Genomic DNA, 12,326 nt, shown 5'->3' on the forward strand with positions numbered 1-12,326 from the left:
GGGGGGCATGGATCCGAGGGGGTAACACGTCCGCGAGCCACCGTCGCGCCTGGGGTGACGGTCCTACCGGGCGCTGGCGTCCTGCTCGGAGGCCTTACCCCTCACGTCCCCGTGGAGGGCCCGGCGGCCCACCGTCACTTCTTCCGACGTCTGGGCGCCGCGGGCTGAGCCAGCGCGGGCTGCCCCCGGCGGATGAACGCCGCGAGCTTCTCCGCGTCGATGGCGTCGATCCACGGCGCCTCGGGGTCGGCCTCCTCGCCTTCTTCGTCCTCGAACACCTCGTCGGCGAAGACCTTCAGCAGCTTCGGTGAGAGGACTTCGCGGACGCGCGGGTCGGTCTCCTCGATGAACGCGTGCTTCTGTGCGCTGCGGATGTGCTTCGCGTCCCCGGTGACGAGCCGGGCCTTCACGCCGCCGTGCACCTTCACCGCGTGGTAGTTCGTGTAGACGAAGGGCGCGCTGACGTCGCCGAACACCTCGCAGCAGGCGTCATTGTCGAGGAACAGGATGGACTGGCTGGCGACGAGGTCCCCGTGTACCTCCAGGAACCCCGTGGTGATGACATCCCGGGCCCGCAGCGAGCCGGTGACGATGACGACCGACTCCGGGTCGAGCGAGTCCTCGTAACGCCCCTTCACGGTGAGGTCGCCTTCGACGATGAGGAGGCCGATTCGCGGCCGGCGCCCGGTGACGAGCTCCTCCAGGGTGAGGTTCCCCACGTGGTGGAGGATGTCGCTGTCGGCGCGGTCGCCCCCGGCGCGCTGCTCGATGAAGCGCTTGGCGGAGCGGAGGGTGCTCGACTTCGCGAACTTCCCACGGGCGTGCTTCTTCAGCAGCGCCAGCGCCGACTCCTCCGTGAGGGTCCCCGCGCTGAAGCGCTGTGCCTTCGGGAGCAGATGTTTCTTCGTGCCCATCATGTTCGCCACGATACCGCACGGGGGCCACATCCCGATGTGTTCCCTGTCACGGCGGTTTTGCTTCGACCGCGCGGGGGCTATGCGCCCGCGGCGCGCACGAGCCGCAGCACCACCACGAAGTGGAACAGCGCGCCGACGATGGTCAACGCGTGAAACAGCTCGTGATATCCGAAGACGCCGGGACGGAAGTCAGGGCGTTTCAAGGCGTAGGCGATGGCGCCCGAGGTATAGGCGACGCCCCCCAGGAGGATGAGCGTCAGCTCGACGCCGCCGAGCGCGGCGCGCACCTCGTCGAGGTAGGGCACCAGCGTCCAGCCGACCGCGAGGGCGAGGGCGGCGGTGAGCACCTTGGGAGCATGGGCCCAGAACAGCGACTTCACCACGCCAACGAGGGCGCCGCACCAGATGGCGAGCAGCAGGCTGTCACCCGCGGCTCCGGAGAGTCCAATCAATGCGATGGGCGTGTACGTGCCGGCGATGAGGATGAAGATGGAGGCGTGGTCCATCTTCCGCATCCAGGCCCGGCCGCGCACGGACCAGTCCACCCGGTGGTAGGTTGCGCTGACCGAGAACAGCACGACGAGGCTGATGGCATACAGCGCGGCGGCGGTGGCGGTCCGGAGCGTGGGCGCCATGGAGACCAGCACGCTGCCGGCGCCGAACGCGCCCACGGCGGCGAACTGGTGCAGCACTCCGCGCAGCTTCGGCTTCTCGACAGCCTGGGCGGTCAGGACAGGCCCCCGGCACCCACCAGGATGCGGGCGCCGGAAACGGGTGCGCGCAGGCCTGGCTTCTCTCGCAGCGCGAGGGCACCGCTTCCGTGGCGGGAGGAAGACGCTGCGAAGCCCTTGGCGCGGTGCGTGACGAACATGGGTACATCAGAAGCACAGGTGCCGTGTCAGAAGCGAGTGGCGCACCTCCCCGCACACCTCTGTGAGTCGAATCCGCGTGGGGGAAGGTGAGCCTTCGGACCTGGCCTGGCTCGGGCAGACCCGTTCATCGAACTCCGTTCTCCGGCAGCACGGCTTGCGACGGGTGACGGGGACGCAGCAGCGCGGTGGCCAGGACGACGCCGTAGACCGCGGCGCTTCCATGCACCATGAGTGCGTAGGCGAGTGAGGCCCCGTTCTGCATCACGGTCAGCGCATCCACCGTGGGCATCACGATGGTGGCGAGGACGAAGACGCCCGCGGCCTGCCGTTGCCGGGTCGCCACCAGGGCGAAGATCGCAAGCCCCAGGCCGAGGTCTCGCCCCGCCTTGACGTGCATCCAGGGAATGGCTTCGGAGCCGGTGAGCGGGAGGCCGAAGCCCGTCGCCGCCCCGACGGGGTCCAACACTCCCCCGACGCTGAGGTACAGCATGAAGGCCCCCAGCAGCAGCGTGAACAGCGCGGTGGGAGAGGTGAGCTTCCAGGACAAGTTCGAGGGGTTCGGATTCATGGGGCCTCCAGGGGAGTTCGGTGTCGCTTGTGAAGGGGAATGTGCCGTTCAGGCCCCGGAAGCGCCATTCGCCGATGACTCAGTCTTTTGTCTGAAACGCTCAGTGCGCGAGCGCCATGGACAGTCCGCTGTTAGCCTGGAGGCATGGACCTGACGCATCCTTCCGACCTGCTCGGGCAGATTCTCGAGCGCACCCATCTTCGTGGGCGGATCTACTGCCGCACCGTGGCGCGGGCCCCGTGGGGGCTGCGTTTCGCACCGACGGCCACGGCGGCCCTGCACCTGGTCATCGCGGGCACCTGCCAGTTGACGCAGGGCGGAGAGGTCATCGCGCTCGGGCCCGGTGACGTCGTGCTGCTGCCTCGTGGGGATGGACATGCCGTGGCGGATTCGCCGCGCAGCCCCAAGCTTCGGCTGGAGGACTGGCTGGCGACGCGAGGGGAAGGGGAGTCGTCCTACGTGCTGGGCGGGTCTGGCGTGGAGTCGCGCCTGCTCTGTGGCTGCTTCGCGTTCGACGAGCCCGGAGCCCATCCCGTGCTTCGACTGCTTCCCGAGCGGGTCCATCTGCGTGGAGCGTCCGAGGAAGCACGTGCCTTGTTGCCCACGGTGGCCTTGCTCGAACGGGAATATGAGCGGGGGGAGCGGGGCGCGTCGGTGATTGTCTCGCGACTGCTCGACATCCTCCTGGTGCAGGTGCTTCGGGCCTGGGCCGATGCGCAGACCTCGGGAGGAGCCGGCTGGTTGGGCGCGCTCGGAGACCGGACGCTCGCGAGTGTCCTGGGTTGGATGCACGCCGAGCCAGGGAGGGACTGGACGGTGAGCGAGCTTGCGCGGCGTTCGGGCACCTCGAGAGCGACACTCGCGCGGCGCTTCGCGAGCGAGGTGGGCGTGGCGCCTCACGAGTACCTCACCCGGCTGCGGATGCAGGAGGCCGCGCAAGCACTGCGCGAGGGCCAGGACGGGCTCGCGGCCATCGCGGGACGTGTGGGCTATGAGTCCGAGTTCGCCTTCAATCGGGCCTTTCGCCGGGTCATGGGCCTGCCTCCCGGCGAGTACCGACGCAGGGCGCGTGGGGAACTCTCACCGTCGCAAGGGCACCCGCAGTGAGAATGAGGTGGACACTCCGGGCGCGTCGACGCGGGTGAGCGCGACTTCGTCACGCTTCGTCGAGGCATTTCCTGCAGACTCGAAGGATGGCAAGTCAGCAAGAAATCGCGGCCTTCATCGCCGCGGAGTTCCCGCAGACGCGGGTGCGGATTCTGGAGGTCGGGGACAAGTCCGCCACCGTGGCGCATGAAATCGGGCGCGCGGAGCTGCGGCCCGGAGGCACGGTGTCCGGCCCGGTGCTGATGGCCACCGCGGACGTGGCGCTCTATGTCGCGATTCTGGGCGAGCTTGGCATCGTCCCGCTCACCGTGACGACGAGCCTGAGCTTCAATTTCATGCGAAAGCCGTCGGCGGACCGCCGCATCCTTGGGGTGTGCAAGCTGCTGAAGCTGGGCCGGACGCTGGCGGTGGGCGAGGTGTCCCTCTACTCGGAAGGCCTGCCGGAGCCCGTGGCCCATGCGGTGGGGACCTATGCGATTCCGCCCGTGGACCGGAGCGGCGCGGGTTCCTGAGCCCGAAGGTCGAGGAGGCCTCCCGCGTGGCTGAGCCCTCGATGGCGTCGAAGCGTTTCGCGGCCCGTGCGCGCGTTGATGGGTTCCTGCTCTACCGCGCCGGGCGAAGCGCACGCGGTGACCCGCCTCCGAGCTTCTTCATCAACCGGCGAAGCGTGCTCGCGTCCTGGTAGCCGACCTCGGCGGCGACGTCGTCGATGCTCAGGTGCGTCGATTGGAGCAGTGCCTGGGCGCGCCGCACCTTGACGCTGTGGACGAGCGCGAGAGGGCTTCGGCCCGTCGCACGCTGGACGTGGCGCGACAGGGTCCGCTCCGTCATGCCGAGGCGCGCGGCGAGTTCGGCGACTCCCGGGGGATTCGGGAAGCCCGCCTCGAGCGCCGCGGTGATGCGCGCAATCAACGCATCTCCGTTCGCGAGCAGCTCCGGTGCGATGAACTTCGCCTGCGCCTGCCTGCCGTCGAGCAGCATGGTTCGAGCGAGGAGGTCGACCAGTCGCGCGCCGCAGCGCTCTCGAAGCAGGTGCAACATGAGGTCTGTCTGCGCGAAGGCGGCGCCGGCGGTGATGATGGGGCCATCCGCGCAGACCATCGCGTTCGAATCAACCCGGCACTGCCGCTCCAACTCGGAGAGCAGTCCCGCGAGCCACCAGGTGGTGGTGACTCTTCGGCCGGTCAGGACTCCCGCTTGTCGCAGCAGGAAGACGGCGGTGCACGAGGCTGCGACGCGCCCTCCGCGCGAGACATGACGGGCGATGGCCTTCGAGAGCTTCGTGGCGTCCGGCCTCGCGAGCCGTGCGTGCACGGCGGCGGCGTGGGTCATGCCGAGTCCCGGGATGACCCAGGTCGACGTGTCACCGCGGGCCATCGCACGCAGGCGCGACGTGTCGATGCTCACGCGCTCCGTGAGTGGGACCTGTCCGCCGTCGACCGAGCACACCTCGAAGCGCAGCGACTCCGCCCCCAGGGCGCGCGCGGCCCGGAGCATGTCGAGTGTCGCAGCGACGCTCGTCGCGAAGGCGCCCTCCATGACGATGATGGTGAAGGACATGGTGTCTGAATCTGCCCGAAAATCGTCTTTTCGGACACTGGCGGTGTCGAGCGGGCCGGTGGTCTTCTGCGGGCGAAAGGAGTTGAACGCACATGACGACCCAGGCCGCGCCTGCCGTGCGCAATCTCGAAGAGGACGATTCCCTGGAGGACTTTCAGCGCCGCGACGTCACCCTGTTGGGAGAGACGCGGAAGGTCTACACGGCGGGAGAGGGGCCCGCGGTCATCGTGATGGCGGAGATGCCGGGCATCAGCCCCCGCGTCGCGCGCTTCGCTCGCTGGGTGCGGGACGCCGGCTTCACCGTGTGGATGCCGAGCCTCTTCGGTCGTGATGGCGCGGTGCCCACCGCGAAGGAGGGCAAGGCCATCTTCGAGCGCGCGTGCATCAGCAAGGAGTTCAGGGCGCTCGGCGCGAATGCCTCCAGTCCCATCGCGGCGTGGCTGAGGGCGCTTGCCGCGCAGGCGCACGAGGAATGTGGCGGCCCGGGAGTGGGCGCGGTGGGCATGTGCTTCACGGGCAACTTCGCGCTGTCGATGATGCTGGAGAAGGCGGTGCTGGCGCCGGTGCTGTCCCAGCCGTCGCTGCCGCTCGACGAACCTGGGGGCGTCAACATCGCTCCCGAGGAACTGGAGCGTGTGAGGCAGCGACTGGTGGATGAAGACCTGACCGTCCTCGCCTATCGGTTCCAGGGCGATTCCTTCTGTCGTGCGGAGCGCTTCGCCGCCTACCAGCAGGCACTTGGGGAGCGGTTCCTCGGGCGCGTGTTGCCCGACAGCGCGGCGGGCCCGAAGTCCGAGCGCCCTGATGACTTCTTCAAGTTCATCCCCACGCCCCACAGCGTCCTGACCGTCCACTTCGTCGACGAGGAGCACGCACCCACCACCGCCGCGCGAGACGAAATCCTGGCGTTCCTCCGCCGGAGACTCCTGGCGTAGCGGGAGTGCATCGGGCCCATGCCGTCGGGGCAGGGCGTGCTGACCCAACGGGGGCAGCCGCGCCGAACTGGAGCGGAGCCGCCTGCCCACGAACTGGCGGGACGTGCTGACCCACTGAGGGCTGCCACGACGGACTGGAACGGAGCCGCCTGCCCGCGAATTGGCGGGAGGCGGTCTCCGCTGGCGCTACTCATTGCCTCCGCCCGGAAGCCTTCGGGCGGCTCGCGCTCACTTCATTTCGCCGCGGCGGGCGGTGGTGGTTTCGCGGGGACGACCGAGACCTCGCCCTTCTCCTGCTGGACGGTGTGCGTGCTGCCGATGGCGAAGCGCTGGAACTCTTCCAGGGTCTCCGGCGAGTACGTGACGGGAGGGTGTCCTTCGCCCTGGAAGACGACGGTGTAGCTCGCGCTGCGCGAGTTTCGCTCCTGCGTGCCCTTGGGCAGTGCCTTGGGCGGGCGCAGCTCGGCATCAGCGGGCCAGCGGGTCTCCAGTGTCTTCCCGCTCGCCTTCACGTCCCGCTCATGGCTCCAGGTCCACTCCTTCCAGGAGAACCACGGTGCGTTACGGGGCACGCTCCGATAGCGCGGCTCCTTGCGCGAGCGCCGCTCGTCGACATAGCGCGGCTCCTTCCGCGTCTTGGTCACCGAGCAATAGCGGGTGGTGCAACGCTTCTCCCCACCGGTGCATGTGGTCTTGCACGTGGCGAAGCCGTTCTTGTTGCTCGTGCAGTCTTCCTTGCACTTCTTCGGCGTGGTGGAGCAGTCCTCGCCGCAGGCCTCTTTGTCGCGGTAGGTCTCGGTGGTGTAACCGGACTGCTTCCGCTCCGTGAAGTAGACGGTCTCGTAGCCATTGAGGACCTGGTCGTCATGGTGGTGATGCTGTCCCTGCGCCTTCACCTGGAGGGCGTCCGACGGCCTGTCTTCGGCGAAGCCCTCGCGCTCGACCTGATGGCGACGCTCGACAGACACCGTGTGCTCCCAGGCGAGCTCCTTGACCTGGAGGTTCCTCGTCCACTCGGGGCCTGTCTGGACCTGCTCGGGTGGTGGCTGCACGGACGCCGAGCCCGACTTCCCCGAGTTCATCCACATGGGGCAGCAGCAGCCGAAGAACGCCACGATGAGGACGATGGAGATGCACCCGCGCCGGGACTTCTTCTTCTCGGGAGGCGCCGGGGCCTTGTCGGGCGTGCCAGGGCTGACCGGTGGCGAGGCGCCGCAGTTCTTGCAGCCGCCGTCCAGGGCTCGCTGATCGCTGTCGCAGTAGGCGCAACGCCAGTGGGGGCCGGCGGTGGCCATTCGCAGGAGCGCCGCGTCGGTCACCGTCACCGCGGAGGCCGTGTCCTCTGGCATCTCGTACTGCTCACTGCCGTCCTTGGCGTTCTTGCAGCCCTGACACACCATGTGACGACCGAGGTTGCGGTGCTGACAGCTGGAGCACCGCCAGAACATCTCAATATGCCGCTCCGACATCCGTGATTTCACCTCTGTGGCTCATCCTGCGGGGCGGCCCCTATACCATGGGGACTCGTGGGTCGCGGGGCGCGCCGGCTTGACTTCGCGGAGGTGCTGCGTTCGGTTCCCCGCCATGGACTCCACACCCCCAACGTCTGACTGGCCCACGTGGGCGAAGGCCTTCCCACCTCAGGAAGGTGAGCACGTGCTGGCGACCGGGGGCCCGTGGTTCATGGCGTATTTCCTCGCGTTCATGGTGTCCCTGACGCTGCTGCCGACCGTGGTGTTTCCCCTGCTGGGCATCTGGTTCTTCTGGGGTCGGTCCGGGAAGTTCCTGCTCACCAGCCACCGCCTCATCTGGAAGCCGAACCTGGGCAAGGCGGTCATCGTTCCCCGCGACGCGCTTCGGAGCCTGGACGTCGATGTCGGGCCTCGCTTGAGGAGCGTGCAACTGCGTGGTGAGCGGAAGGTCTCGATGCCGCTGCTGTGGAAGTACAAGCAGTTGTGGGGTGGACTGGCGCTGCTCCAGCAGTGGAAGCCGCCTGCGCCGACGTCCTCGACCCCGGCCCTGAAGGTGGCCTCCGCGTGGCTCGTGTCTGGAATGGAGCTGCAGCCCGGCGCGGTGGTGATGGAGTCGAACGGCGTGCGGTTCTTCCCGGCGGAGCCCCGCGCGAACGTCGCGTCGGAGGCGGGCGCCGCGCTGGTGGGACTGGCCCTGGGCGTCACGCGCCGGACCCACCGGGCCCAGGTTCCCGTGGAGGCCGCGCTGTCGCTCGTCGCCAGGGCGGAAGCCGTCGAGCCCGAACTCGACGCTTTGGGCCGCATCTTGCGGAGCGAGCTCTGGCAGGGGCCTCCCGTCGCACAGGGGAACGCTGGCGCGGGACGCACGCGGATGACCTATCAGCAGGGAAAGCGGAAGCTGACGTTCGTGGTGCCGACGGCGCTGCTGCCCGGCTGAGCGACAGTGTGGCTACCGTTCGCCGCGTGCGAGGGCCTTGGGCGTCACTCCCAGGACGCGTCGCATGCAGCGCGCCAGGTGGCTCTGATGGGAGAAGCCCGCTTCGAGCGCCACCTGGCTGATGGGCAGCGTCCCCTCCTGGAGGAGCGCCCTGGCCCGCTCCACCCGGCGCAGGATGACGTACTGGTGCACGGGCATTCCGAGTGAGCGCTTGAACAGCGTCCTGAAGTGGGACGTGCTCACCTCGGCGAGACGGGCGAGTCGCGCCAGGGAGAGGTTCTTGTCCAGGTGGCTCTCGATGTAGTCCGTCACCTGCCGTGACTGCCGTGCGGACAGCTGGCCGCGGACCTCCCGGGGCGCGGGGTAGTGGTTCAGGAGATGGACCGCGAGGGCCAGTCCCAGGCCCTCCGTGTAGAGCCTGCCGTTGGGGCGTGCGGCGGTGCGGTCCGCTTCGAGCGCGTGGACGATGTGCTCGATGCGGGCGTCGCGGAATCGGTGCTGGGGCGTCAGGCCCGCGCGCTCGGGCGGCAGTCCCAGGTCTTCCGCCGCGAGGCGCAGCAGCGCGGGTGCCAGCCGCACGGTGAGGGAGCGCCTGGGCTCCTCCTCGACCCAGCTTCCAGAGAAGCCCGCGGGCAGGAGCGTGGCATCTCCCGAGGAATAGCGCTGTCGGACATGGCAGGTCATCCGGGCGGAAGGTCCCACGTGGACGGACAGCAGGTGCTCGGTCAGTGGCGCCAGCTCCACCCGGCCTCGCGGCTCCGTGCGCGGCTCGACGCGCAGTCCCACCCGGCCTGGGACGCCCGAGTGTCGCGCCGTGCCCAGGTCTCCGACTTCACTTGCTGCTCGTGGGGCGCTCGCCCCGTCCCGCAGGTCCATCTCGCGCTCCGGTCCGGAAGCGACAGATGTAGTGGGGTGTCCGCGCCCACGCCCGGCTTTCCGTGGGTGCGCGCGAGCAGCCGATTGTGCTCCGCGCGAAGCGGAGCGTGCGCGATGCGAGCACCGTGTCGGAGAGATGGTGCGCCCACTCGGCACGTCCGCCGAGCTGGAGGTGCGAATGAAAGCGATTGTGTTCGACCAGATGGGCCCGCCGCTGGAGGTGCTTCAGCTTCGAGAGGTCCCCGTGCCGGAGCCCCGCGAGGGCGAGGTGCGGCTCAAGCTGCTCTCGGCGTCCATCAACCCGGGAGACTTCCTCTTCATCCAGGGCCTGTATCCGGAGCCGAAGAAGCCCGCGTTGCCGGGACAGGTCGCGGGCAACCACGGCGCCGGCATCATCACCCGCGTGGGAAAGGGCGTCGTCTCGTGGGAGCCGGGGACCCTCGTCGCGTTCAGCCACTTCGACTCCTGGGCCGAGCACGTGGCCCTCCCCGCCGAGCGGCTCATCCGGCTGCCACCGGACTACCCGCTGGAGAAGGCCTCCCAGTTCTTCAACATCATCACCGCTTGGGACCTGCTCGAGCGGGCGAACGTGCGGTCGGGGCAGTGGCTAGCGCTCACCGCGGGCAACTCTACCGTGGCGACGCTGGTGGCGCAGTTCGCCCGGCTTCGCGGTGTGAAGGTCCTCTCCATCGTGCGAGAGCGACAGGCGACGCTGGACCTGGAGTCGCTGGGCATCTCCGCCGTCCTGGCGCTCTCGGAGGGAAGGGTGGACGTCGGCGCGCGCGTACGAGCGCTCACGGGAGGGCAGGGGGTCCACGGCGTCATCGACTGCGTGGGTGGAGCGCTGCTGGAGGCCCTCATCCAGGAGAGCGCTCCGGGCGGACAGGTGATTGTTTATGGAGGCTTCAGTCCGGAGCGCTTCAGCCTCCACAACTTCGACCTCCTGATGAAGGACCTGCACCTGCGGGCCTACGTGTATCGCTACTTCTTCGATGCGCCGAGGCGGGAGGACGAAGCGCTGCTCCAGCACCTCGTGACGCTCTCCGCGCCCGCAAGCTTCCAGGTCCCCGTGGGCCCGTCCCATGCGCTGGAGGACTTCAAGCTCGCGGTGGAGGAGAGCCTCGGGCGCCCCGAGGCCGGCAAGCGCTTCTTCCGGATGCCGAGAGAGTCCACGGTGTCCGGACGCTGACGGAGCCATGCCCTGGCGGAGGAGCTCGAAACACCTCTCTGGGGGCCGACGCCGCGCGCCGCCCCTGGAATGGCGGCGGGCGAAGTCGGCCCCATCGAGGAGCACGCCATGGGTGGGAAATCCAAGCCGCTGCTCAATCCGCATGCATCCGAATCACGCCCCCGTGGAATGTCGACGCGGGGGAAGGCGGCTGCGCACAGAGGCCCACTGTTGGCGCGGTGTTGGATGCAAGGGTTCGACATGGACGCCAGGGGGGCGTTCTGTTTGGCGACGGCCCGGGGAGCTTCGGGGCCCAAGAGGCCGGAACAGTTCGTGGGGTCGATGTGTTACATGGACCTTCGGCACCAGGCAGGCGATGGCCGCGGCGGGGTCCTCCCAGCGCGACTCCAGACTCCACCGATGGTGTCCCTGGGGCGTGAAGGTGGTGGACGTTGTCGCACGCGACGAAGGCGAAGTTTCTCGAGTCAGGGGCCTTTCTCCAGGACCTCCAGGCGCGAGTGGAGCTCTACCTGGGAGCAAGCGGGCGCTCACCCCGCGACCTCCCCTGGATGTACGCGAAGACGGTCATCATCCTGGGCTGGTTCACGGCGTCCTATGCCTGGCTCGTCTTCGGCGCCACGGGCCCCTGGGGCGCGGTCGCCGGGTGCCTGTCGCTGGGGCTGGCCATCGCGGGCGTGGGGTTCAGCGTCCAGCATGACGCCAACCACGGAAGCTACTCCGCGCATCGTGGCATCAACGAGCTGCTGGGCGGCACGCTCGACGCCATCGGCGGCTCGTCCTACGTGTGGAGCTGGAAACACAACATCTTCCATCACAGCCACACGAACGTGGTGGGGCTCGATGAGGACATCGACATCCAGCCGCTGTGTCGGCTCGCACCAGGCCAGCGACTGCTGAAGGCGCATCGCTTCCAGTACGCCTATATCTGGTTGCTCTACGGGCTGTTGACCGTGAAGTGGCACTTCGTCGATGACCTCAAGGATTTGGTCAACGGGCGCGTGGGGCGGCAGAAGATGCCACGCCCGAACAAGCGGAAGCTGGCCGGGGCCGTGGGCGGCAAGCTCCTGTTCTACGGCTGGTCGCTGCTGTTGCCGTGGTATTTCCACCCGCTCTGGCAGGTCCTGTTGTGCCACGCGCTCACCTCGTTCGTGCTCGGGTTGATCCTGGCCACGGTGTTCCAGATGGCGCACTGTGTGGAGGAAGCGGACTTCTCCCTGCCACCCGAGGGTGGCGCCACCTTTCCTCGCGACTGGGCCTCACATCAGGTCGCCTCGACGGTGGACTTCGCGCGGGGCAACCCGTTGGTGAGCTGGTACCTGGGGGGGCTGAACTTCCAGGTGGAACACCACCTCTTCCCCAGGGTGTGTCACCTGCACTACCCGGCGCTGTCTCGTATCGTCGAGGACACCTGTCGGGAGCACGGCATCCGCTATCGGGCGAACGAGAGCGTGGGTGCGGCATTGAAGAGCCACGTGCGGTGGCTCAAGCGGATGGGGCAGCCTGCCATCGAGGTCGCGGTATGAGTGACGAGACAGAGAAGGTGCGGTACGGGCGGGCGCAGAAGTTCCGGCTTTCGCCCAAGGGCACGGAAGCCGTGGCGGCGTATTCCGTGATGATTGAAGCGGCCAAGTCCGGCACGGGTCGTGCCCAGTTCGATGCGGCGCGCGCCACCTGGGGTGCGTCGCTCGGGCTCGCCGCGGAGGATGGGCTCTACCTGGTGGAGTTCGAGGCAGGAGGGCGGACCGTCTCGGAGGCGACGCAGAGCCTCGAGGGCTGCGACATCTCCGCGAAGTCGGTCAAGGAAGCCGTCGACCGGCTGTTGAAGTGCGGCATGCTGGAGCCGCTGCCGGCGCCTCCGCCGCGCGTGGCGCCTCCCCGTCGCTACTGGTAGGT

At 68.5% G+C, this 12,326-nt stretch carries 13 protein-coding genes; 7 read left to right on the forward strand and 6 right to left on the reverse strand.

Going from position 1 to position 12,326, the window contains the following annotated elements; all coding sequences use genetic code 11:
• Positions 1-134 precede the first annotated feature (134 nt).
• The 3 genes from HR086_RS01605 to HR086_RS01615 all read right to left on the reverse strand — a co-directional run bounded on the left by HR086_RS01605 (position 135) and on the right by HR086_RS01615 (position 2,357).
• Complete coding sequence (locus HR086_RS01605) at positions 135-917, reverse strand: polymer-forming cytoskeletal protein (RefSeq protein WP_174464645.1); 783 nt, start codon at positions 915-917, stop codon at positions 135-137.
• A 77-nt stretch (positions 918-994) separates the two neighbouring features.
• The gene (locus HR086_RS01610; protein ID WP_174464686.1) at positions 995-1,648 is read right to left on the reverse strand and encodes a hemolysin III family protein; all 654 of its coding nucleotides are present in this window, start codon (positions 1,646-1,648) and stop codon (positions 995-997) included.
• Between the two features lie 265 nt (positions 1,649-1,913).
• Positions 1,914-2,357, reverse strand: coding sequence for a DUF4267 domain-containing protein (locus HR086_RS01615; protein ID WP_174464646.1), 444 nt, complete (start codon positions 2,355-2,357; stop codon positions 1,914-1,916).
• Positions 2,358-2,501: 144 nt separating this feature from the next.
• Between HR086_RS01615 and HR086_RS01620 the strand changes: the two genes are divergently transcribed.
• Both HR086_RS01620 and HR086_RS01625 read left to right on the forward strand, forming a co-directional pair.
• Complete coding sequence (locus HR086_RS01620) at positions 2,502-3,464, forward strand: AraC family transcriptional regulator (RefSeq protein WP_174464647.1); 963 nt, start codon at positions 2,502-2,504, stop codon at positions 3,462-3,464.
• Between the two features lie 86 nt (positions 3,465-3,550).
• Positions 3,551-3,976, forward strand: a complete 426-nt coding sequence (locus HR086_RS01625; protein ID WP_141647832.1) for a PaaI family thioesterase — start codon at positions 3,551-3,553, stop codon at positions 3,974-3,976.
• Positions 3,977-4,067: 91 nt separating this feature from the next.
• Here the strand turns inward: HR086_RS01625 and HR086_RS01630 are convergent, their stop codons facing one another.
• Entirely contained in the window at positions 4,068-5,024 is a 957-nt protein-coding gene (locus HR086_RS01630; protein ID WP_174464648.1) for a GlxA family transcriptional regulator, read from the reverse strand.
• Between the two features lie 92 nt (positions 5,025-5,116).
• Between HR086_RS01630 and HR086_RS01635 the strand changes: the two genes are divergently transcribed.
• Positions 5,117-5,959 (forward strand): dienelactone hydrolase family protein, encoded by an 843-nt coding sequence (locus tag HR086_RS01635; protein ID WP_174464649.1) that lies wholly within the window; start codon positions 5,117-5,119, stop codon positions 5,957-5,959.
• 233 nt (positions 5,960-6,192) lie between these two features.
• On the opposite strand, the gene HR086_RS01640 is transcribed toward HR086_RS01635, so the two are convergent.
• The gene (locus HR086_RS01640) at positions 6,193-7,428 is read right to left on the reverse strand and encodes a hypothetical protein (RefSeq protein ID WP_174464650.1); all 1,236 of its coding nucleotides are present in this window, start codon (positions 7,426-7,428) and stop codon (positions 6,193-6,195) included.
• 187 nt (positions 7,429-7,615) lie between these two features.
• On the opposite strand from HR086_RS01640, the gene HR086_RS01645 reads away from it, so the two are divergent.
• Positions 7,616-8,368 (forward strand): hypothetical protein, encoded by a 753-nt coding sequence (locus HR086_RS01645; RefSeq protein WP_174464651.1) that lies wholly within the window; start codon positions 7,616-7,618, stop codon positions 8,366-8,368.
• Between the two features lie 12 nt (positions 8,369-8,380).
• Here HR086_RS01645 and HR086_RS01650 read toward each other — a convergent pair whose 3' ends face one another.
• A complete protein-coding gene (locus HR086_RS01650; RefSeq protein ID WP_174464652.1) occupies positions 8,381-9,244 on the reverse strand; it encodes a helix-turn-helix domain-containing protein in 864 nt (287 codons plus the stop codon).
• Positions 9,245-9,422: 178 nt separating this feature from the next.
• On the opposite strand from HR086_RS01650, the gene HR086_RS01655 reads away from it, so the two are divergent.
• The 3 genes from HR086_RS01655 (at position 9,423) to HR086_RS01665 (ending at position 12,324) form a co-directional block, all read left to right on the forward strand.
• Positions 9,423-10,433, forward strand: a complete 1,011-nt coding sequence (locus tag HR086_RS01655) for a zinc-dependent alcohol dehydrogenase family protein (RefSeq protein ID WP_174464653.1) — start codon at positions 9,423-9,425, stop codon at positions 10,431-10,433.
• A gap of 431 nt (positions 10,434-10,864) precedes the next feature.
• Complete coding sequence (locus tag HR086_RS01660) at positions 10,865-11,956, forward strand: acyl-CoA desaturase (RefSeq protein ID WP_217440866.1); 1,092 nt, start codon at positions 10,865-10,867, stop codon at positions 11,954-11,956.
• Positions 11,953-12,324, forward strand: a complete 372-nt coding sequence (locus HR086_RS01665) for a hypothetical protein (RefSeq protein WP_141647839.1) — start codon at positions 11,953-11,955, stop codon at positions 12,322-12,324. The genes HR086_RS01660 and HR086_RS01665 overlap by 4 nt, the downstream gene beginning before the upstream one ends.
• The last annotated feature ends 2 nt before the right edge of the window (positions 12,325-12,326 follow it).

The organism is Myxococcus sp. CA039A, assembly GCF_013336645.1.
Lineage (GTDB): Bacteria > Myxococcota > Myxococcia > Myxococcales > Myxococcaceae > Myxococcus > Myxococcus llanfairpwllgwyngyllgogerychwyrndrobwllllantysiliogogogochensis.